General features: G+C 65.3%; 14 protein-coding genes. 9 read left to right on the top strand and 5 right to left on the bottom strand.

The window, feature by feature from the left end:
• The coding region (locus ACXJL8_RS08855; RefSeq protein WP_456684867.1) for a fatty acid desaturase at positions 1-570 on the bottom strand (570 nt) is incomplete at its 3' end.
• 1068 nt (positions 571-1638) lie between these two features.
• Between ACXJL8_RS08855 and ACXJL8_RS08850 the strand changes: the two genes are divergently transcribed.
• Together ACXJL8_RS08850 and ACXJL8_RS08845 are read left to right on the top strand one after the other, a co-directional pair.
• Positions 1639-2316 (top strand): Crp/Fnr family transcriptional regulator, encoded by a 678-nt coding sequence (locus ACXJL8_RS08850; protein ID WP_456621669.1) that lies wholly within the window; start codon positions 1639-1641, stop codon positions 2314-2316.
• 197 nt (positions 2317-2513) lie between these two features.
• A complete protein-coding gene (locus tag ACXJL8_RS08845; protein WP_456621670.1) occupies positions 2514-2741 on the top strand; it encodes a hypothetical protein in 228 nt (75 codons plus the stop codon).
• Positions 2742-2850: 109 nt separating this feature from the next.
• On the opposite strand, the gene ACXJL8_RS08840 is transcribed toward ACXJL8_RS08845, so the two are convergent.
• The gene (locus ACXJL8_RS08840) at positions 2851-4287 is read right to left on the bottom strand and encodes a lipopolysaccharide biosynthesis protein (RefSeq protein ID WP_456621671.1); all 1437 of its coding nucleotides are present in this window, start codon (positions 4285-4287) and stop codon (positions 2851-2853) included.
• 276 nt (positions 4288-4563) lie between these two features.
• On the opposite strand from ACXJL8_RS08840, the gene ACXJL8_RS08835 reads away from it, so the two are divergent.
• Both ACXJL8_RS08835 and ACXJL8_RS08830 read left to right on the top strand, forming a co-directional pair.
• The gene (locus ACXJL8_RS08835; RefSeq protein ID WP_456621672.1) at positions 4564-5655 is read left to right on the top strand and encodes a glycosyltransferase; all 1092 of its coding nucleotides are present in this window, start codon (positions 4564-4566) and stop codon (positions 5653-5655) included.
• Positions 5656-5770: 115 nt separating this feature from the next.
• A complete protein-coding gene (locus tag ACXJL8_RS08830) occupies positions 5771-6838 on the top strand; it encodes an endo-1,4-beta-xylanase (protein WP_456621673.1) in 1068 nt (355 codons plus the stop codon).
• Between the two features lie 12 nt (positions 6839-6850).
• On the opposite strand, the gene ACXJL8_RS08825 is transcribed toward ACXJL8_RS08830, so the two are convergent.
• The 3 genes from ACXJL8_RS08825 to ACXJL8_RS08815 form a co-directional block, all read right to left on the bottom strand.
• On the bottom strand, positions 6851-7801 hold the full coding sequence (locus ACXJL8_RS08825; RefSeq protein ID WP_456621674.1) for a DUF6492 family protein: 951 nt from the start codon (positions 7799-7801) through the stop codon (positions 6851-6853).
• A gap of 95 nt (positions 7802-7896) precedes the next feature.
• Positions 7897-8691: a protein-L-isoaspartate O-methyltransferase family protein gene (locus ACXJL8_RS08820; protein WP_456621675.1), complete on the bottom strand. Its 795-nt coding sequence runs from the start codon at positions 8689-8691 to the stop codon at positions 7897-7899.
• Positions 8688-12152, bottom strand: coding sequence for an ATP-binding protein (locus tag ACXJL8_RS08815; protein ID WP_456621676.1), 3465 nt, complete (start codon positions 12150-12152; stop codon positions 8688-8690). The genes ACXJL8_RS08820 and ACXJL8_RS08815 overlap by 4 nt, the downstream gene beginning before the upstream one ends.
• A 136-nt stretch (positions 12153-12288) precedes the next feature.
• On the opposite strand from ACXJL8_RS08815, the gene ACXJL8_RS08810 reads away from it, so the two are divergent.
• The 5 genes from ACXJL8_RS08810 to ACXJL8_RS08790 form a co-directional block, all read left to right on the top strand.
• Entirely contained in the window at positions 12289-18735 is a 6447-nt protein-coding gene (locus tag ACXJL8_RS08810) for an amino acid adenylation domain-containing protein (RefSeq protein ID WP_456621677.1), read from the top strand.
• A 146-nt stretch (positions 18736-18881) separates the two neighbouring features.
• A complete protein-coding gene (locus ACXJL8_RS08805; RefSeq protein WP_208084878.1) occupies positions 18882-19049 on the top strand; it encodes a hypothetical protein in 168 nt (55 codons plus the stop codon).
• A gap of 219 nt (positions 19050-19268) precedes the next feature.
• A complete protein-coding gene (locus ACXJL8_RS08800) occupies positions 19269-19994 on the top strand; it encodes a 4'-phosphopantetheinyl transferase family protein (RefSeq protein ID WP_456621678.1) in 726 nt (241 codons plus the stop codon).
• Positions 19991-20971, top strand: a complete 981-nt coding sequence (locus ACXJL8_RS08795) for an LLM class flavin-dependent oxidoreductase (RefSeq protein ID WP_456684865.1) — start codon at positions 19991-19993, stop codon at positions 20969-20971. Before ACXJL8_RS08800 ends, ACXJL8_RS08795 begins: the two co-directional genes overlap by 4 nt.
• 490 nt (positions 20972-21461) lie before the next feature.
• On the top strand, positions 21462-22044 hold a 583-nt coding region (locus ACXJL8_RS08790), incomplete at its 3' end, for a Crp/Fnr family transcriptional regulator (protein WP_456684866.1).

Below are 22044 nucleotides of genomic sequence, written 5' to 3'. Positions count from 1 at the left end.
GTTCGTACCCATTGTACTCAGCCAGGGCTTCCAGCCGCTACGCATCACCCCTATCGGCAATCGATGCTYCAAGACGAACAAGTACGTGGGACCTACGCCAAACATCACGATGGGATGCCGATACAAACGATACAGCGTCCGACGCCATCGAGGCTGCGCGAGAAATTCGCGAACGGTCAACGTATCAATGTCGCCCAGGCCCCTGTGATCGAGATTACCGGAGCTCGCATGATGGCGTGCATGGCTATGCCGCCAATAATCGTATGGCGTCAGTGTCACGACACCGATGGCTCGGCCGACCCAATCGTTCGCCACGCGGCCGCGGAAGAACGAGCCGTGTCCGCAATCGTGCTGGATCATGAAGAGGCGGACGAGCAAGCCCGCCGCGGGCAACTCAAGCAGGAGGCCAGCCCAATAGCCGTGGTCAAGGGCGGCCCAGATCAGAGCCCAGATGATGAAGAACGGCACCGCTGTAATCGCCAGTTCGAGGACGCCGCGGGCACTGTCGGGCTCGCGATAGCTGGCGAGCAACTGCGCCAACGCGCGGATTTCCGGCGTCCTTTGAGTCAGATTTGGTCTGCTCCCGAACATGCCCACCCAAGAAGCGCGGTCATCGCACACGAACGTCCCAGGCAGCAGCTCTGAGGTCGCGCCCCGCGCACTGTCATATTGATCCGTGCTTGGACGTCTTGCTGAGCAATATTGCTCAGGCCAAGAGCCAGCGTTCCCCGAATTTGCGAGACTGCACGGCGCACCGCGGCTGAGACCGCAAGCCAGGGCCTTCATCCTGTCGTCAGGAGGCGGGTCGGACACATTCGTCGACCGGATTCTGCGGGAATGTGAGCAATATTGAACAGTGTCTGACACCGGAGCGCGGCATGCTCAGTGTGTCGCAGCCGGCGAACCGGCCGCCATCGGCGGCGGCCTCGGGTACAGCATACCCCCTATATGGGCAGGAGGTTCACATGTCCGAGGTCTATGCTCGTCCGGAACCATCGCTGATTCCGATACCCCGGCCACTCTGCCCGGCGTGCCAGAGTCGCATGATGCTGGTCCACGTCGGAGCAGGTTACAACAGTCCCAATCTGCGAGTCTTCGAATGCTCCAAGTGTGGCAACATCCACAGAGCACCCCCGGACGATCCGATCAGATCGGCCAGGTAGCGGCAGAACCCGATCGAGGAAGCGGCCCCAGCACGGGGGTGCGAACCAGGGCCGCCATTCATCGGATATGATGAGTGGGCATCCTATCCGGTCGCTATCATCAAGTAACCCCGGCGAAGTTGGTTCCAAGCAGACTCTTACGACCGCCCGGGCGCAAGAACGCGTTGGGATAGGATCCGGAGCACAACCTGTTCAGTCACGCGTCTCATATTGTCGAGGCCGCGTGTGCGAACTTTCGTCTCGTTGCTTCCAATCGCGCCTGCCAGCGCTTCCGCCGACGCCGCCCGAGCTTCCGCCCCATCGGCTCAGACGCCCGCGATGCCGCAGGCAAGCGTATCGCGAGCCGACCGAAACAGCCGCCACAATGAGTTGGTGCGGATTGCAGACGGGCCCAAGGCGGAAGCAAGATTTGCCTAACGCGCCTGGCACCGGGCCTGCTAAACTGACGATCCTTCCATCGGGCCTTGACGACGTCATGCCAAAAGCTGCGAAAAGCTCGTTTGATCCAAAACTCTTTCTCGCCAAGGTCGGCGAGGGCAAAGCCATATTGAAACTCGACAAAGACCAGGTCGTGTTTTCGCAAGGCGACACCGCGGATACGGTTTTCTATATCCAGAAGGGGAAGATCAAGGTTCTCGTTGTCTCCGAGCAGGGCAAGGAAGCCGTGGTCGGAATCATGGAGCCCGGACAATTCTTCGGCGAAGGTTGCCTGAACGGTCATGCCTTGCGGATTTCGACAACGATGGCGATGGAGCAATGCGTGATCACGTCCATCGCGAAATCCGCAATGCTTGCGGCACTCAAAAGCGAACCTAAGTTTTCCGAGCTGTTCATGGGGTATCTGCTCAGCCGGAACAGCCGCATCGAAGAAGACCTGATCGACCAGTTGTTCAATTCCAGCGAAAAGCGGCTTGCACGTCTCCTCCTGCTCCTGGCAAATTTTGGAAAGGATGGCGCTCCTCAGCCCATCTCGGCGCAGGTCAGCCAGGAGACGCTCGCGGAGATGATCGGGACAACCCGCTCCCGGGTCAGTTTTTTCATGAACAAGTTTCGCAAGCTCGGCTTCATTACCTATAACGGTAAGATCGAGGTCCACAGCTCCCTCTTGAACGCGGTCTTGTATGACAAGCCCGAGATCATGCGGGACGACTGAGGCGGCTTGGGGGAAGAAACACCTTGAGCCGTCTTCTGCGCATTACGGAACATTGAGCGCGCCGTCCGGTTGCCAACGATGGGGCAATCGGCTCTGAGACGAATTCAGATGCGCCGATTCGATTTCGTCGTTGCGACCGTGGCGGTCGTCGCGCTCGTGTCACCCTCACCTGTCCTGCAACGATATGAAGGTCCCCCATGAAGAAGCCGATCACACAAGTCGACGAGAGTGAGCCGAGAACCATTCAAAGGGCTGACGTAGCACCGGCCGATGGCTTCACGCTCGTGGTCGACGGTCACTTCAAGACTCGTTACGATAGCGAAACGGCTGCTCGGGAAGCCGGCGCCGAGCTGTTGGGCAGATTTCCAATGTTGCAAATCCTGGTCTACGATGCGGTGACCGGGATGCGGTCGCCGCTGCAATAGGGTCTCAGCCAAATGTCCAGGACGGGCAATTCGCGACTGGCGCCGCGGACCTCATGAAGGACGTGCCATCTTCAGAGACGGCGAAGCCTAGCCTCGCCCGACATCGCAGCTAGACGCCCAGCGCCTTCCGGTTGAAGGTCCGCAGGAAGCGCAGCGACAGCACCCGCACATTGGCGACGTTGAGCAGCCACGCGGCGACGGCATAAGCCAGCCCACCTGCGAGGCTTACGATGACGAGCGAGACGATGCCAGTGCCGTTCACCTGCGATCGTGCAACGAGGATCGCGCCCGCCATCGCTGCGGCCGACGCCGCGACGCCGGCGAGGCGCTTGAGGTCGAACGGCACGGGATGGGCGCGGTGCATCAGGACCACGGCGACGACGAAGCCGATCGCCTCGGTCGCGAGCGTCGCCAGTGCCGCGCCGTAGAGGCCGTAGCCTGCGACCAGCGCGAACATCAGCGCCACGCTCAGCACCAGCGTGACGAACGACTGCGCCGCCAGCATGAAGGGGCGCTCGGCGAGCTGGAAGCTGATCTGCACGTAGAACTGGTTGGCGATGCCGAAGAAGCGGGCGAGCACCAGCGTCGGCAGCAGTGCCGAAACACCGGCGCGGAAATCGACGCCGACGAGCGTGCCTGCAACCTGATCCGCCGCAAGCGCAAGCCAGACGGCAACGGGCGCAACGACGACGAACAGCAGTTCGAGGCTTTCGGTCAGCCGCTCGCGCGTCACCGCATCGTTCTTCTCGGACAGGGTCCGGAACACGAGCGGCACGGTCGCAGCTGCAACGCTGGAGGCGATCATGACCATGAACTGCCGCGGCAGATCGGCGGCGACGCCAAAGATGCCGGCGGCGTCCTTGCCGAGCAGCCAGGCGACGATGAGCCGGTCGCAGCTCGAGTAGAGCGCGACCGAGAGCCCCGCCAGCGTCAGCGGCAGGCCATAGCGCGCCAGCTGCATGAACTGGCTGCGCTGGAAACGTGCGATCCTGGTGCGGTCGCCGGCCAGATTGAGGATGATGCCGGTGAGCGAGCCCAGGCCGAACGCCGCAAGCAGGCCCATGCCGCCCCAGCCGAGCCAGATGCCGAGCAGGCCGAAGCCGACGCTCGACACGCTGCGCACGATCGAAATGGCGGCGAACCGGTAGGGCCGCAATTTCGCGCGTTCGAATTCCTGGCCGACATCGACCGCATTCGCCATGATCGCGACGAACATGCTGGCGAGCAGCAGCTCGACGCTGATGTCGCTGCGGAACAGGAAGACCAGCGGGGTTGCGGCGCAGAGCACGGCCACCGTCAGCACGAAGGCGACCATTGCCGTGCCGCGAAAGTCCACCTCTGCCGACATCGCCTGATAGCGCGACACCGACAGCTTGATCCAGGCGAAGAAGATCGCGCCCAAGATGCCGGCGACGCTGATGCCGACGACATAGACGCCGTACTCGGCCGGGGTCAGCAGCCGTGTGTAGGCGGTGACCGCGAAGAAGCCCACCGCCGCAGGCAGGATGTAGGCGACCAGGTAGATCGAGAAATGGCGATTCAGCATGCGAGCATGGGACCGGCGGCGGCCTTGCGATGAAGCGGCCGTTAATCAGTTGGACCTTGGCGTGACGATCGGAGGCCTAGCGATCGGACTGCGCCGCAGCATCCCTCAGGATAGTCACATAAGTCTGCAAATCGGCCCCCGAATGCGGCGAGCCCGCCGATTTCGCGCGTTAGCGTTAAGTTTGCCCTGTGCTTGAACCGGCCGGCGCGATCACCGAAAAGAAACCATGATTTCAAAATGCCGCCCGGCCTTCTCCAATGCGTGGACGTGACTGAGATGGACGTTGTCGAACGTATCTGGGCGAACCCGGCCTCCCTGCCGCACGGCGGCACCGATGCGCCGCTGGTTCCGGCGGACCCCGCGACCGGCGGCCGCGAACGGATGGTGCTCAACCTGTTCTTCGAGGAGCGCGACAACCGCTGGTTTCCCGGCGACCGCCACATCCGGCCGGTGCTGCGGCGCATGCTGCTCGGCAAATCGTGGATCAGCGGCCAGCGGCGCGTGTTCCTCAATCTCTGCGCCGGCCTCGACAGGGTGGGTATCCGCTACCGGGTCAACGATTACGCCTATATCCGGAAGCACCCGCAGGAGCTCGCCTGCATCATTGGGCGGCCGTTCGTGCTCGACTGGTTCGCATGGAAGAACCCGCTGCTGCTTGGGGTCGCCATGTACAACCATCCGATGGAAGCACCGGAGCGCCTGAGCGGGCTGCAAACGAAGACCATCCTGGTGCCCTGCACCTGGTACGCCGACATGTGCCGGCCGCATTGGCCCCATGTCGAGGTCTGGCCGGTCGGCATCGAGACCGATTTGTGGACGCCGGCACCCGCCGGGCAGAAAAGCGTCGACGTGCTGCTCTACGACAAGGTGCGCTGGGAGCACGACCGCTACGAGACGGAGCTGATCGCACCGATCCGCAGGCATCTTGAGGCAAGCGGCCGCACGGTCGAGATGATCCGCTACGGCCATTACAAGGAAGACGACTACAAGGCGGCGCTGGCGCGCTGCCGCAGCATGATCTTTCTCTGCGAGCACGAGAGCCAGGGCATCGCCTGCCAGCAGGCGCTGTCGAGCGGCGTCCCGGTCTTCGCCTGGGATCGCGGCGGGCCGTGGCAGGATCCGGAGTATTTCCCTCACAAGGTGAGATACGAAGGCGGGGTGTCCTCGGTGCCCTATTTCGACGCGCGCTGCGGCATGACCTTCACCGATGCGGATGGCTTTACATCCGGCTGGAGCGACTTCTGGTCGCACGTCAGCGCGGGCGACTTCGCACCTCGCGACTATGTGATGGAGAATCTGACGCTCGAGAAGGGCGCGCTTCACTATTGCGAGATCGCCGAAGCCGTGATGCAGCGTCACGCGCGCTGAGGCGCGGTCCGTCCGGCAAAAGTTAACCCAACAACAGGAAACCCCGGCGTCGCTACGCGTCGCTTGGTACGATGGCGCGTTGGTTCCGAAAGGAATGTCGCCAGGTGACCAGCAAGTGATCAAGCTCGACCGACGCGAATTTCTCCTCGGCAGCGCTGCAACGCTCGCGGCGGGCGCATCGGCGTCCGCGGTGCCGGCGTCGAAACTCGCCCAGCGCCGTCCGGGCTTTGGCGCTGCGGCGACGCTCTGGGATCTGCAAGCCGATCCGCGGCTCGGCGAAGCCATCAGCACCTATTGCACCCAGGTGGTGCCGGTGCTCGAACTGAAATGGCCGATGCTGCGGCCGGACGCGCACACGTTCGCTTTCGAGCGCGCCGATGCGATCTTTGATTTCGCCCAGCAGAACGATTTGACGATGCGCGGGCACGCGCTCGCCTGGTATCACGACATTCCGGACTGGACCAAGCAGATCAAGACCTCGAAAGGCGTCGAGCGCGCCTATGTCGATCACATCGGCACCGTCGTCTCCTATTACAAGGACAAGCTGACGTCGTGGGACGTGGTCAACGAGCCGATCCCGGACAACCCCCGCAGCCTGAAAGACCGGCGCGACACCTTCTGGACGCAGCACCTGGGCGACCGCTGGATTCCGCTGGCGTTCCGTACCGCCGCAGCCGCCGATCCTTTCGTGAAGCTCGCGATCAACGAATATGACATCGAGTCGGCCAAGGACTCGTTCATTGCCAAGCGCGCAGCTTACCGCAACCTCATCATGGACCTGCTCGACCAGGGCGTCCCGCTGCACGCGGTGGGATTGCAATCGCATCTGCATGCCGAGCTCGAGATCGACACGCACGGGCTGGCCGAATTCGTCACCGAGCTGCGGTCGTGGGGCCTCGAGGTTCTCGTCACCGAGCTCGACGTCGACGATCAGAAGCTGACGGGCAATCCGGCGGAGCGTGACGCCATCGTCGCCAAGCGCGTCGACGACCTCCTGACCGCGATCTCGACCAGCGGCCCGGTGCGCTCGATCCTGACCTGGGGCCTCTCGGATCGCTACAGCTGGATCAACGGCACCTTCGCCCGCAAGGACAAGCAGCCGAACCGTCCCTTGCCGCTCGACGGCGAGTTCAAGCCAAAACCCTTCATGGACGTCCTCACCAAATTCACGAAGGACGCCTGACGCGGCCCGCGTTCAGCGCGTCTTCGGCGTCTCGAATTCGGCCGCGCCGGCCAAATGCTCGGGAGACAGGCTCGGAGCGCGCCGGTCGCGCGAGTTCAGCCGGAACACATCGCGGATGTCGTCGACCGAGGTCGACGAATAGGACTGGATGCAGAGCGCGACCTGCTCGGGCGAGGCGGCGTGCATCATCGCCTCGATCGCCGGGCGGTCGAGGCGGGTATCCTCCCAGTGCGACACTGCGATGCTGTCTTCCGTCACCCGGTGCGCGGCCAGATGCTTCGGCGAATTGGCGACGAAGTTTCCGTAAAGCAGATACTCGGAGAATTTCTTCTTCCGGCACAGCGCCAGAGCCCAGCTGAGACCCGTCGCCGACGTGATGGCGTCAGTCATCGCGCGCGCGCTGTCCTTGTCCCAGACCAGCGCGTTTCCGACATAGTCGTCTGCCGGGAACGAGCGCTCCTTGATACCGAGAAGCTGATCGACGGTGCGGAGCCACAGGACATGCAGCGGGTGGTCGGCGTCGACCGCTTTCGGGGTCACGAACAGCGGCGTCTTCTCCGCGCCGGCATATTGGCCGACGTCGAATTCGCGGAAGAACAGATTGTCCGAATCCAGAATGCAGACGCGCTGCTCGGGCGCGTTGAGGACGCCGGCGATTTTCAGGATCTGCTGAATGTGCCAGCCGTGCACGGGTGACGACAGCAGCGACACCCAGACCCGACGGCTGCTGATAAACTGGAGGGCCCGCGGCAGCGCGAACAGCCATTTCGGCAAATAGCGCGAGGCCGGAACGATGACGCGCTTGTCGGAAGCGAACCGCTCGAACAGCGGCACGTCCTCATCATTAACGAGAACATAATGCCGCGTGTATCCCGTCAACCAGGTGTCGATGCTCTCGCTGAGCAGCGAAAAGCGTTCGATATCCTTGGCATAGCTGGCAGTCAGCAGTGCAACGGAATGCATGGAGCGCGCTCGAATGGCCATCGAGCCGCAGTCATAGCCGCGAAGGGAGGTGCTGGGAACTCACAATCCGAATCAAGGTAAAGCGGAATAAGGGGTTATCCATCCGCCGGCAACCCCTGCTCGATGCCGCGAAAGCGCAGCGGCGCCAGGGCGGATGCCCGCTGCCACCAGTCGGCGACGCGGTCGTCGAGCGCGGTCATGCCGCGGCCCTGGCCCGGAAAGATCCGGATCTGCTGGACCGCCTCGGCCTCGAAACCCTTGCCCTTGCGGGTGATCTTGATGACGGCACCTTCGCGGTCCCGCTGCGTCAGCGGCACCAGCAGACGCCCGCGCGGACGAAGCGCCTCCAGCCAGAGCGGATCCGGGTGCGAAAAGCCCGCATGCACGATGATCACGTCGGCCGGCTCGCCAATGTCCAGGCATCCGTCGCCATGGACGACCTCGACGTTGCGGTAGGCGCGAAGACAGGTCGCGGCGCGCGCCGCAAGCCGCTCGTCGCATTCGATTGCGAGCACCCTGCCCTTCGGGCCCACGATCTTCGACAGCACTGCCGAAAAATAGCCGAGCCCGCAGCCGATCTGGACGACGCGGTCGTTCTCCCCGACGTCGAGCACGTCGATGAAATGCGCCCACAGGCTCGGCAATCCCGTATCGAGCTTGCGGCGCGCGTCGATCGCGACCAGCAAATTGTCGTAGAGGCGGACCGGATCGGCATCTGGCGTCAGCCGATAGCTGCGCGCCGCCTCGCTCTTGATGCGCCAGGGCCCCCTTGCCAGAAAATCCTCGCGCGGGACGGCGGCGAGCGCCGCCAGCAGCCGCGGCGAGGAAATCCGCTCGCGCTTCGCGATCAGCTCCACATAGCGCGCGCGCGCGGCAACAAGATCGCTCATTTCACCGGATCGGCCGGTTGACGCAACGGCGCATCGGCGCCGATCTCGTTGATCAGTTGCATCGCCTGCTTCAGGTCCGGCGTGTAGAAACCCTCGCTGAACTTGCCGACGATCGGCACGAGCAGAAGCCTTGCATGCTCGTGCTTGCCGGCGTCCCGCGACAGCTGCGCAAGGCTGACGGCGGTTCTGAGCTCCCAGGACAGCGCCCCCTGCTTGCGCGCGGTCTCCAGCGAAAGGCCGAACAGGTCCTCCGCCTCCTGCACCGAGTCCGGGTTGCCGTCCGACAGCGTGATCTCGCCTTGCAGGCGATAGACCTCGGCGAGGTAGGAGTGATCACCGGTCCGCCTCGCGGTTGCCAGCGCACCGTCCAGCGCGCGCAAGGCGGCATCGCGCATGCCGACCTTGGCGTAGGCCTCCGCGAGCAGGCAGCGGAACCAGCAGCCGGCCAGCCAGGAATCCATCGCCTCGTATTCATCGAGGCCGAAGCGCATCTGGCTCAACCCTTCATCGGCCTCGCCGAGCTGAGTCAGCGCCCAGCCGCGCAGGATCGCCGCCTGCTGCTTCCAGTGCAGGAAATTGTGCTCGGTGGCGATGATCATGGCGCGGTTGGCGTGGTCGCGCGTGCCCTCGACGTCGCGCAGGTGCTGGCAGAGATAGGCGCCGAACACCAGCGCGAAAGCGAGCGTGAAGGGATGGCGGATCTTCTCGGCGTTCGCGATCGCCTGCTCGCTGTGCTGGCGCGCCGCATCGGGCCGGCCGAGGAACCACAAGAGGTAGCCGAGATAGGACAGCGAGACCACGCCGGGATCGGTGCCGTGCCGCTCCATCAGATCGGAGTGCAGATCGGGGCTGTAGAGGTTGATGCAGCGGTGCAGATGATGCTGCGAGGCGGCAAAGCGCCCGCGATAGAGCATGGTCATCGCGATCGCGCGGTGCGCCTCGATCAGATAGCCGGTCTGCTGCGCCGGCTGCGCGCGCTCGTTCAGCCGCTCGCGCTTGGCGAACTTCAACAGCTCGACGCTGAGATCGTGCGCGCGCGTCAGGTCGGCGCGGATGAAATGGCACACCCAGAGCCCGCGGGTGGCGGCAAACGCCTTCTCCTCGTCGTCGAGCTGCTGGCCGAGCTCGAGCGCGCGGATGTAGTTCTCCTCGACCTCCTGCACGGCATAGCCCTTGGCCGCGATCAGCGCGTTGCCGAGCGCGATACGCAGCTCGAGCTCCATCTCGTCGGCACCCTGCATGCGCGCATTGGCCTGCACGACGCCAAGGCCGCGACGCAGATGGCCGATCGCCTCCAGATTGGCGCCGCTCTTGGCCGCCTGCTTGCCGGCCTTGAGCCAGAAGCTCGCGGCGCCCTCGCTCTGGCCCGACTCGGTCAGATGGTGGGCGAGCAGTTCCGGCTCGCGCTCGGTCTTCTCCGGATACATCTCGGCGAGCACCTGGGCGATCCGGGCATGCAGCTTGCGCCGCTCGCTGTGCAGCAGGCTCGCATGCGCGGCATTCTGGATCATCACGTGCTTGAAGGAATACAGCGCATCCGGCGGATGACCGCGACGCATGATCAGCCCCGCCTCCTCCAGATGATTGAGCGCCGCCTCGATCTGCTCCGCCGGCGTGTTGGCGACCGCGTACAGCGTCTCGTAGGAGAACTCGCGGCCGATGGTGCCGCCGATCTGGGCGATCCGCTTGAACGGCCCCATCCGGTCCAGCCGCGCCATCAGCGAGTCCGTCAGCGTCGCCGGGATCGCGAGCTGCCGCCACGGACCCGACAGCACGTAGCGCCCGTGCCGCTCGGTCAGCAGGTTGGATTCCAGAACCGTCTTGGTCAGCTCCTCCAGGAACAACGGCACGCCGTCGGTCTTGACGATGATCTCCTCGACGACCTCCTTGGGAAGCTCGCGGCCGGCGACGCGCTCGACCATCGTCGTGCGCAACTGCCGGCTCAGGCGGTTCAGCACCAGGGTGGTGATGTGCGAATGCGCGTTCCAGCTCGGCTGGAATTCGGAGCGCGCGGTGATGATGGCGAGGATCGGCCGGTTCTGGACCCTGTCGACCAGGAGATCGACGACCTCGCGGGAGGTCGGATCGATCCAGTGCAGATCCTCGAAGGCGATCACCAGCGGCATCTCGCGCGCGAGGCCGAGGAAATGATTGACCAGCGCCGATACCGTCGCATCCTTCTGCTGCTGAGGCGATAGGTCGAGCGGCGGATAGCGATCCCCCGTCGGGATCGACAACAGCGCGGCGAACAGCGGCGTCACCTGTTCGATATCACCCTGGGCGGCGGCGATCGCAGTCTCCAGGCTCGCCAGCGACACCGCGGACACCTCCTCACGGTCGAGGCCGAGGGAGAATTTGAGCTGCTCGGCGAACGGATAGAACGCCGTGGAGGTGTAGTAGGGCGAGCACTGGAGCGAGACCTGCCCATGGCGGTCACCCGCGATGCGCTCGAAGATTTCCTGGATGACGCGCGACTTGCCGATGCCGGGCTCGCCGAACTTGACCACGACCTGGCCGTCGCCCTCCTTGACCTGCTGCCAGCGCCCCATCAGCAGCGCGATCTCTTCCTCGCGGTTGACGAGCGGCGTCAGCCGCGTGCCCATGGCGGCGGCGAAGCGGGTCTCCACGCGCGAGGCGCGCACCACGTGCCAGGCCTGGGACTTCTCCGAAATGCCCTTCAGCGCGTGGACGCCGAGATTGCGGTAGTCGAACTTGCCCTTCAGCAGCGACTGCGTCGAAGACGAGATCACGACGCCGTTGGGGGGCGCCAGTCCTTGCAGGCGCGCGGCCAGGTTGACGGTCTCTCCGACCGCGGAGTCACGCTCCTCGGTGCCCTGCCCGACGAGATCGCCGACCACGACGAGGCCGGTCGCGATCCCGATGCGGACGGCGGGTGCATGGCTGAGCGCGCCGCGCGGTTCGATCGCGCGCGCGGTCGAGAGCACCCGGACGATCTCGAGCCCGGCGCGCACCGCGCGCTCGGCATCGTCCTCATGCGCGGTCGGATAGCCGAAATAGACCAAGATACCGTCGCCGACGAAACGGGCGGCAAAGCCTTCGTAATGCTTGACCACGCGGACGCAGGTCTCGCGGAAGCTCGCGATCATGTCGCGCACGTCTTCCGGATCGAACTGGACCGAGAGTGAGGTGGAATCCACCATGTCACAGAACATGGTGGTGAGCTGACGCCGTTCGGCGCCGACCTCCGTCCGGGCTTGCGGGGGCGCCGCAGCGAGCGGCGCTTCGGCCACTTCAGCGTGGAACAACGCCGCCATCGCCCGCTGGAGCCGCTTGCGATCGCCCAGCGGCAATCCGAGCTCAACCAGATCGGATTCGGTCAGGTCAGCCATGACGTCCAGATCGAGGCGGTGCTGGGCGAAGAGATCGGTATAGTGACCGAGACCGACGCCTTCGAGCCAGCGCTTCAACCCGCCTTCCGTCCCCGGCTCTGTCTCCAGCATGGTGATTTCCGCCCGACCATCACTCCGTCGAAGGGCTTAAGGCCCCTCAACCACAGATTTTGGGGCCCAAACTTCACCTCGGACTGGACGCGTTCCCTAAGTTCTTGGAAGAATAGCTTAATCAGATCAAAAGGGAATGGACTTGTCGGACGTTATACCCGGAGCGGCGGAGGGATCGGCCAGCACGGCGGCCGAAACCAAAGTCTTTGCCCATGTCGGCGGGCTTCTCGACTTCTACGCGCGAAAGACGCCGGCCGCGCCCGCCCTGCTCGCCCCTAGCCGACCGCCGCTGAACTACGGCGAGCTCGCTGCCAGGACCGGGCATCTGGTCGGCACGCTGCGCGGGCTCGGCATCGGTCCCGCGGATCGCCTCGCCGTCGCGCTGCCGCGCGGCGCCGACAGTGCGCTGGCGCTGATCGCAGTCGCGTCGGCCTGCGCCTGCATTCCCGTCAATCCCGATCTGACGGCGGACGAGTTGCAACGCTATTTCAGCGAATTGAAGCTGACGGCGCTGGTGACCCGGGCCGATACGAACTCAGCGAGCCGCGACGCCGCCAGGGCGCTCGATCTTGCGGTGATCGATTTCGTGCCGGGTCCGCAGAATGATCTCGGCGGCTGCGAATTCGTCGGCCCGACGATCGGTCCGGCGAATGCCAGCGGCGTCTCGCGCGGCGACGACGACGCGTTCATCCTGCTGACATCGGGCACCGCGGCGCGGCCGAAAATGGTCCCGCTGACGCATCGCAATGTGTGCCTGTCCGCCTGCAATGCCGGCCGCGTGCTGTCACTCACGTCCCGCGATCGCCTGCTCAATGTGCTGCCGCTGTTCCACGCCCATGGTCTGATCTCAGGCCTGCTGACCGCGCTCGCCGCGGGCTCGAGCGTGGTCTGCACCAACGGTTTTGACGCGGCGTCCTTCTTCGGCTGGATGCGGGATCTGCAGCCGACCTGGTACACGGCGGTGCCGACCATTCATCGCGCGCTGCTGACGGCGGCGGAAGCGGACCCGGACCGCGCCCGGTCGTCGTCGCTGCGCGTGATCCGCTCGGCCTCGGCCTCGCTCGCGCCTGCGATCCTCGCGGGGCTGGAGGCGACGTTCGGCGTTCCCGTGCTCGAGACCTACGGAATGACGGAGGCGGCCTCGCAGATCGCAGCCAATCCGTTCGAGCTGCGCAAGATCGGATCGGTCGGCCGCGCCGCGGGCCCCGAGATCGCGATCATGGACGAGGCCGGCCGCATGTGCGCGAGCGGTGCGCATGGCGAGATCATGCTGCGCGGGCCGAACATGAGCCGCGGCTACTACAATGACGAGGCGGCGACGCAGGCCGCATTCCGCAGCGGCTGGTTCCGGACCGGCGATCTCGGCTATCTCGACGCCGACGGCTATCTCTTCATCGTCGGCCGCATCAAGGACGTCATCAACCGCGGCGGACAGAAAATCTCGCCGCTGGAGGTGGAAGAGGTGCTGCTGAGCCATCCCGCGGTGCTGGAGGCCGGCGTATTCGCGATCCCGCACCAAAAGCTCGGCGAGAACGTCGCCGCCGTCGTGATGCTGCGGCCGAATTCCGCTGCGACCTCGGACCAGCTGCGCCAGTTCGCGCGAAAACGGCTCGCGGCCTACAAGGTGCCGAGCCTGATCCGCGGCGTGGCGGCGCTGCCGAAGGGCGCCAGCGGCAAGGTCAAGCGCAACGCGCTGGCCGAGCTGATCGCGACGGTCGATGACGGCGGCGAGACCCGATTGCCGCGCACCGCGCTGGAGACCCAGCTCGCGGGACTCTGGGCCAATCTGCTGGAGCTGCCGCAGGTCGGCGTCGACCAGGACGTCTTCGCGCTCGGCGCGGACTCGCTCGCGGTGACACAGATGCGCTCGCGGCTGCGCGAACGCTTCGATGTCGACTTCTCGTTCGAGGACATCTTCGATTGCGCCACGGTGGCGGTGCTTGCGGCCCGGCTCGAGACCGCCGCAACCCGTCGTGAAACGATGCTGCCGGCCTGGCGCCAGGTCGCAACCGCGGAAACAGACTCGCCGCTGTCGTTCCAGCAGCAGCGGATGTACGTGCTCTCGCGGCTCGATCCGACGCGCTACAATTATAATGTCGTCGAAGTCGCGATGCTGAAGGGCCAGCTCGACGCCGCCGCGCTTGAAGCAAGCCTCGCCGCAATCTGCGAACGTCACGACGTGCTGCGCTCGGCCTTCGTGGAGCGCCATGGCGAACCGGTGCAGCGGGTGCTTCGAATCGTAGCGCGATTCGAGCGGATCAAGCTCAAGCCATGCCCGGCGGACAAGCGGGCCGCGGCCGTCCGGCGCAAGGCGCTCGAGCTCGCGCAATATCCGTTCGATCTGGCGCGCGAGCCGCCGCTGAAGGTCACCCTGCTCTCGTTCGCGAGGGACAGCCACGCGCTGGTGGTCAACGTCCATCACCTCGTCACCGACGGCTGGTCGCAACGGCTGTTCTGGGAAGAGCTCGCCGCGCATTATTCCGCCGCGCGCAAGGGAAGCGCGGCGGCGCTGCCGCCACCCGCCTACCAGTATCGCGACTTTGCGCTCTGGCAGCAGAGCTGGGCGCAGACGCCGGCCGCGAAAGAGCAGCTCGATTACTGGCGCGCGCAGCTCGACGGCGTGACCACGCTGCCACTGCGGACCGACCGGGCAAGGCCGGAGATCTGGAGCGGCCGCGGCGCCCGTCACTATTTCGAGTTCTCCAAGGCCTTGTCGACCGACCTGCGATCGCTGAGCCAGGACCAGGGCGTGACGCCCTTCATGACGCTGCTCGCAGTGTTCCAGTGCCTCCTGTTCCGCCACACCGGACATGAGGACGTGGCGACGGGGTCGCTGATCGCGAACCGCAACCAGATCGAAAGCGAGCGCCTGATCGGGCTGTTCGCCAACACCCTGATCCTCCGCAACGATTTTGGCGGCGACCCGAGCTTCGGCGAGTTGTTGCGGCGGGTGCGCCAGGTCACGCTCGATGCCTACCGCAACCAGGACCTGCCAATCGAGGAGGTGCTGCGCGCGTTGCAGGTCGCGCGCAGGAGCGACGGCAATCCGCTGTTCCGGATCATGTTCATCCTCCAGAACGCATCGATCGAGGCCGCGCATTTCCCCGGCCTGTCGTCCCGCCGGTTAGAGGTCGACCCCAAGGTCGCACGCTTCGACATCACGCTCGAGCTGGTCGAGGCCGATGGCCGCTTCACCGGCTTCTTCGAATACGCCACCGATCTGTTCGACGCGGCGACGATCGAGGACATGGCTGCGCAGTTCAAGACCCTGCTCAAGGCCGTCATCGCCAATCCCGAGCAGCGCATCTCGCGCCTGCCGCTCCTGACAACGGCCGAGCGCCGGCAATTGCTGACTGCGGGCCGTGGCGTTCCGGCCGATTTCACCACACGCGGCAACTTGAGCGAACGCTTCGAGCGGCAGGCGAGGCGGACGCCGAACGCGATCGCGGTATCGGACGGACGCGCATCGCTGACCTATCGCGAACTGGCCCGCCGCAGCCAGGCGGCCGCGCGCTGGCTGGCCCGCGAGGGCGTCGGTGCCGAAACGGTGGTCGCCTTGCTTGCGGATCGCGGACCCGACCTGCTCGCCGCAATGATCGCGGTGCAGCGGGTGGGCGCGGCCTTCCTCAATCTCGATCTCGAGCAGCCAACGGCGCGGCTCGCAACCATCCTCGGATCGAGCTGCGCCCGCATGCTGCTGACCGGGCGCGCCCAGTCCGTCATGGTCGAGGCGCTGCTCGAACCGCTGGTCGAGCGCATCCAGGTGGCCGAACTCGAGGACACGATCACGCCAGCGGCGACCAAGCCGGCCCGCGCAGCACGGCGCGCAGCATCGAGTCTCGCTTATCTCATCTATACATCCGGCTCATCCGGCGCGCCGAAGGGCGTCATGATCGAACAGCGCGGGCTGTCGAACCATCTGGCGTCGCTCATTTCCGGGCTCGGCCTTTCGGCCAGGGACGTGATCGCGCAGACCGCGCCGCAGAGCTTCGTGATCTCGGTCTGGCAGTTCCTCGCTGGCCCGATGGTCGGCGCGCGCGTCCATGTCTGCGGCAACGCAATCGTGCAGGACCCGATCCTGCTCGCGCGGGAGATCAATCGCGAGGGCATCACGGTGCTCGAGATCGTCCCCTCGCTGTTGCGCGTGATCCTCGAACGCATGGACGAGGCGCCCATCCAACGCGCCTTTGCCGGGCTGCGCCTCCTGATCTCGACCGGCGAGCCGCTGCCCGTCGAGCTCTGCCGCGCCTGGTTCGCCCGCTGCCCGAAGGTGCCGCTGATCAACGCCTATGGCGCCTCGGAATGTTCCGACGACGTTTCCCTGCATCGGCTGACCAGGGCGCCGGCGGCGGCGACCACCAATGTTCCGGTCGGCGCGGCGCTGCCCAACACCCAGCTCCACGTGCTCGATTCGAGTCTGGAGCCGCAGCCGATCGGCGTGGTCGGCGAGCTCTGCATCGCCGGCGCCGGCGTCGGCCGCGGCTACATCAACGATCCCGCGCAAAGCCGGCAGCGCTTCATCCCCGATCCCTTCACGCGCCAGGCAGGTCACCGGCTGTACCGGACCGGCGATCTCGCCCGCCGCCGCGCCGACGGGACGATCGAATGCCTCGGCCGCGTCGACCACCAGGTCAAGGTCCGAGGCTACCGCATCGAGCTCAAGGAGATCGAGAACGCGCTCGCCGATCACGAGAGCGTGCGTGCCGGCATCGTCGAGCCGCGCCGCGACGCCAATGGCGATATCAGGCTGATCGCCCATATCGTCGCCCGGGCGAATGGCCGGATCAGCGCCAGCGAGCTGCGCGATTTCCTCAAGGGCCGGCTGCCGGCCCATGCCGTCCCGTCCGCGTTCCTGTTCCTGGAGCAGGTTCCGCTCAATGCCCATGGCAAGATCGACCGGTCCGCGCTGCTGGCGCCCCCGCAACAGGAAACCTCCGCGGCGGATGCCGCCGTGCCGGCACGCCGCTTCACTGAAAAGGTCCTGTCCGACATCTGGATCGACCTGCTGAAGGTCGACAGCCTCGGCGTCACCGACAATTTCTTCGATCTCGGCGGCCATTCGCTGCTGGCGGGACAGGCGATGGCGCGCGTCGCTCGCGCGCTCGGCGTATCGCTACCGATCAAGACCATCTTCGAGGCACCGACGATCGAGGAACTCGCCCGGCGGGTCGATGACGCCGTGGCGGCGAAGCCGCACAAGCGCCAGGCAAGCGCGCCCCGGCTCGCCGAAGGCGGTCCGCCCACGCTCTCGACCGCGCAGGACCAGATGCTGCGGATCGAGCAAAACCTGCCGGATCTGCCGCTGTTCAACCTGCCCTTTGCCTTCCGCCTCCAGGGCCCGATCGATGCGGCCGCGCTGGCGCAGGCCATCCAGGACGTCGTCGGCCGGCACGACTCACTGCGGACAGCCTTCGGCTGGAACGGCGAGGAGCCGATCAGCCGCATCGCCGCACCCCGCACGCTCGGCCCGGTGCTCGCCGTCGAGGCCCTCAATGGCCGGCGACCGAGCGACAAGCGCCTCAAGGCGCTCCAGCTCAGGAAGATCAGGCTCCTCGCCGAACAGGAGGCCGCCACCCCGATCGACATCACGCGCGCGCCGCTGCTGCGGGCGCGCCTGCTGCGGCTGGATCGCAGCGACCATGTGCTGCTGCTGACGCTGCATCACGCGATTGCCGACGGCTGGTCGATCGGCGTGATGTTCGAGGAGCTGTCCAACCGCTATGCGGCGCTGACCGGGCATCCGTCAGTGCCGCTGCCGAAACTGCCGCTGGCGTTTTCGGATGTCGCGCGCTGGCAGCGCTGGTGGTGCGGGACAGACGCGGCCCGCCGGCAGGCCGCCGAGTGGACGGAGACCCTGCGCGGCGCCGCCGCCGTCTTCGACGGCGAATCAAGCCCGGGCGCCTCCACCGGGCATCATCCGGTCAACCTGGAGCGCGATCTGATCGCGCGGCTGACGGCATTCGCCGGCCAGCACAACGGCACGCTGTTCATGTGCCTCCTCACCGGCCTGAAGGCGCTGCTGCTGGCGCGGACGGGGCGCACCGACATTTCGGTCGCCACCGCCATGGCCAATCGCAGCCAGCCGGACACCGACCAGATCGTCGGTCCATTCGAGAACACGGTGATCGTCCGTACCCGAATCACGCCGGACCTGTCGTTTGCTGCAGCCTTGGCCCTGGTGCGCCAAAGCGTGCTCGAGGCGCATGCGCGGCAGGAGCTGCCGTTCAACGTCCTCGCCGACCATCTGGAGCAGGCGGGAATCGATCCGGCTTCGCTGCTCCAGGTCTATTTCACGCTGCAAAATCCGYTGCGCCGGCCGCTCGACCTGCCTGACGTCGCGGTGCGATCCGTCGGAAATGTGGCGCGCGAGGGCCAGCCGGTGCTGCCGATCGACCAGACCTGGCTGTCGCTGATGCTCAAGGAGCGCCCGACCGGTATCACCGGTTCGTGCAACTACAAGGGCGAGCGGCTCGACGGCCGCATGGTCGGCGCATGGATGGAGGATCTCGTCGCACTGCTGGCAGCAGCCGTCGCGCAGCCTCATGCGCCGCTCGGCCGATTGCTCGATCGCAGGGCGGCTTGAACGGCCCGTGTTCGCACCGGGCGAATACGGGTTCACTCGCCAGAGCTGTGAATGATCAAGTTGCATCTTGATTATTTGGCGCTGCCGCGCAAGATTATTCCCCGCGTTTTGATTTGGACGATTATTTTCAACCGGGGGAGTTTGTTATGGGTTTCATCAAATTTACCAAGGGCACCTCGCTGAGCGACAAGGACCGCAAGGCGCTCCAGAAGCTGTTGGGCGCCGAGAAGAAAAAGCTGCAATCCGCGCTGAAAGACGTCGACGCCAGCCTTTCGATGCTGGGCGGGGCGAAAAAGGCCAAGAAGAAAAAGTAAGACTCGTCGGCCGGGACGCCGCTCGAATCTTCGGACAACGGTCGCACGCCAGCTCGAGCTGGGGGGCTCGCACAAGCTTGCGTCCGTAAACCGTCTAGCAATCGACAAGAATCGGCCTCGGTGGACGGCTAATAGCGGTCCGCTTGGTTGATTCTTGCTCAGTTGTTTCTTCTGTCAGAGCGGGGTTTTGGCCTCCGCCTGACGTCATGGGCCCAATTGATGGCAGACGACAGAATTGAACTTTTCGTCGGACTGATCGAGACCATCGACGCGCCGGGCGTGGTCGATGCGTGCCGGCGGTTGCTCTCGGTCGACGAACGGGTGCGCGCCGACCGTTTCATGTTCGAGCGGCATCGGCGGCAGTACATTTTCGCGCACGCCTTGTTGCGCCTCGCGCTGTCGCAAGCCGCACCGAATGTCGCACCCAGCGACTGGTCCTTTTCGGCCGGCCGCTACGGGCGGCCCTTTGTCGCAGCGCCTGCGAGCTCGACCCCGCTGCATTTCAGCCTGTCCCACGCCGACGGCTGCGTCGCCTGCGTCGTATCGAGACACGAAGCCGTCGGCGTCGATGTCGAAACCGTGTCGCGGCGGGTGGCCCCGCTGTCCACCGCGCTTCGCTTCTTTGCGCCGGAAGAGGTCGAAACGCTGCGCGGACTGCCCGAGCCGGCCGCGATCGAGCGATTCTTCGACTACTGGACGCTCAAGGAGGCCTATTTGAAGGCCAGGGGCTTTGGGCTCAACCTGCCGCTCGACGCGTTCGCGATGCAGGTGTCGCGTGAGGCGATCGAGATCAGCTTCAAGCCCGATATCGCCGACGATCCCCGGGGCTGGCGATTCCAGCTGTGCTCGCCGTCGCCCTCGCATCGCCTCGCGATCGCCGACGGCTCCCGCGCGGGCCTCCCCATCAGCCGTCATGCCTGGCCGCTCCAGGAAGCGGCTGAATGACGCCGTCGCGGCTTCGCGTCTTTCCCGCCATCTCGCGCAACCGCGATCCCCGGAAGTATGTCGGCGAATTGATGCGGGTCGCGCAATTTGCCGACCGCAACGGCTTTGAGGGCATCCTGCTGTTCGAAGGCAATGATGTCTTCGTCGAGCCCTGGGCCATGGCCCAGCACATCATGGCAGAGACGACGCGAAGCTCGCCCCTGATCGCCGTCAATCCCGTCTACATGCATCCGTTCACGGCGGCGAAGTTCGTCTCGTCTTTCGCGCAGCTCTACGGCCGCAAGGTCTATCTCAACATGATCACGGGGACCGCGGTCAGTGATCTGCAGGGGCTGGGCGACGACCAGTCGCATGCCGACCGCTATGTCCGGCTCGGCGAATTCGTCGCGCTGGTGCGTCAGCTGCTGGCCAGCCCGCGCCCGGTCGATTTCGAAGGCCGGTTCTATCGCGCGAACAATCTCCAACTCCGTCCCCGGCTGCCGGAGGAGCTGATGCCGGAATTCCTGATCGCGGGACAGTCGGAGGCAGCGCAGCGCGTGGCGAAGGACACCGGCTGCATCAAGATGCAGATGCTGCCGCCCGATCTCGACCGCGGCCTCGATGCGCCCGGTATGAATTTTGGCATCTTCGCCCGCGAGAGCCGCGACGCTGCACGGCRGGCGGCGAAGAGCCGCTTCCGCGACAATCCCGACGATCGCGAGCTGCTCGCGCTCACCATGGAGAACACCGACTCCGTCTGGAAGCGGCATCTCTATGACGGCCAGAGCGGCGAGCTCCAGGACAATGGCTACTGGCTGCTGCCGTTCCTGACCTTCCAGGCCGACTGCCCCTATCTCGTCGGCAGCTACGCCGAGATCGGCGCGAAGCTGAAGGACTTTGCCGGGAAGGGCCTGACCACGATCATGCTCGACATGGTCGCCGACGAGGCTGAGATGCAGCACGTCTGCAAGGCGCTGGCTGCGAGCGGGATGTTTTGAAGGTGCGAGAGGCGAAGGCCGCTCCTCTTCTCCCTCTCCCCGTTCTTAGAGGGTTGGGGTGAGGGGCTGCTTCAGCAGAGAAGGTGCCAGTCAGACTCGCGGAGACTCCCCCTCACCCGGAATTTGCTTCGCAAATTCTGACCTCTCCCCGCAAGCGGGGAGAGGCGAAGAAACGCCAAAGGATTTTCTCAGGATCAAGCGATCGAAAGAGAAATCGTTTCGACGCGGACCACACGGCACATGAAGTTTTGCTAAGTGCTTTGGAACGATCGTAAGGAGATGGACATCGGCCCTCCGCCGCTCTTACCTATCGGTGAAACATCGAAAGAGCCGACGAATTGCGATGACCATATTCAAGGAAGCTGCCGCGGTCGGGCCAGCCGCTTTCGCTGACCGGCGTCCCGCTGCCGTTCAATTCGACTGGACCGATCGCGAGAAGGCACGGCTGGCGCGCAACTCGCGTGCGAAGACCGGAAGCTCGGCGCTGTTCATGAGCGAGACGATCGACGGGCTGAATGCCGGGGCGCATTTCCTCGACCGCCTGTCGGCGTCGGAGCAGGCGCGTGTGCATGCGGCCGGCCGCACCATCACCGTGCCGCAAGGCGAGATGGTGTTCAGCCAGGGCGACGGCCACGACGGCATCTTCATCATCCGGCGCGGGCAGGTGCGCGTCTACTATACGGCGCCGTCGGGGCGCGAGATCACGCTCGCCTATTGGACGCCCGGGCATTTCATCGGAGGTCTGGAGATCTCGGGCGGCGGCATTCACATGTGGTCCGGGATCGCCATCGAGGCCTGCGAGATCTCGGCGCTCTCGGGCCCGGCACTCGAGAAGCTGCTGACCGGCATGCCGGCCTTCGCACTGGCGCTGATCGACGGCCTCATCGCCAAGGGCAAGTGCTACTCATCGATGGCACAGATCCTCGGGACCCGGTCGGTGATCGAACGGCTGGCGCAGTTCCTGCTCACTTTGTCGGAGCTTCATGGGACTGCCGACGGCGACACCATCATCATCAACCGCAAGATCACGCATGACCAGATCGCGGCCATGGTCGGCTCGACCCGCCAGTGGG

Source organism: Bradyrhizobium sp. P5_C11_2, from assembly GCF_054049755.1.
Note: the sequence above shows the minus strand (reverse complement) of the source record. Positions and strands in the feature narration are given on the sequence as shown.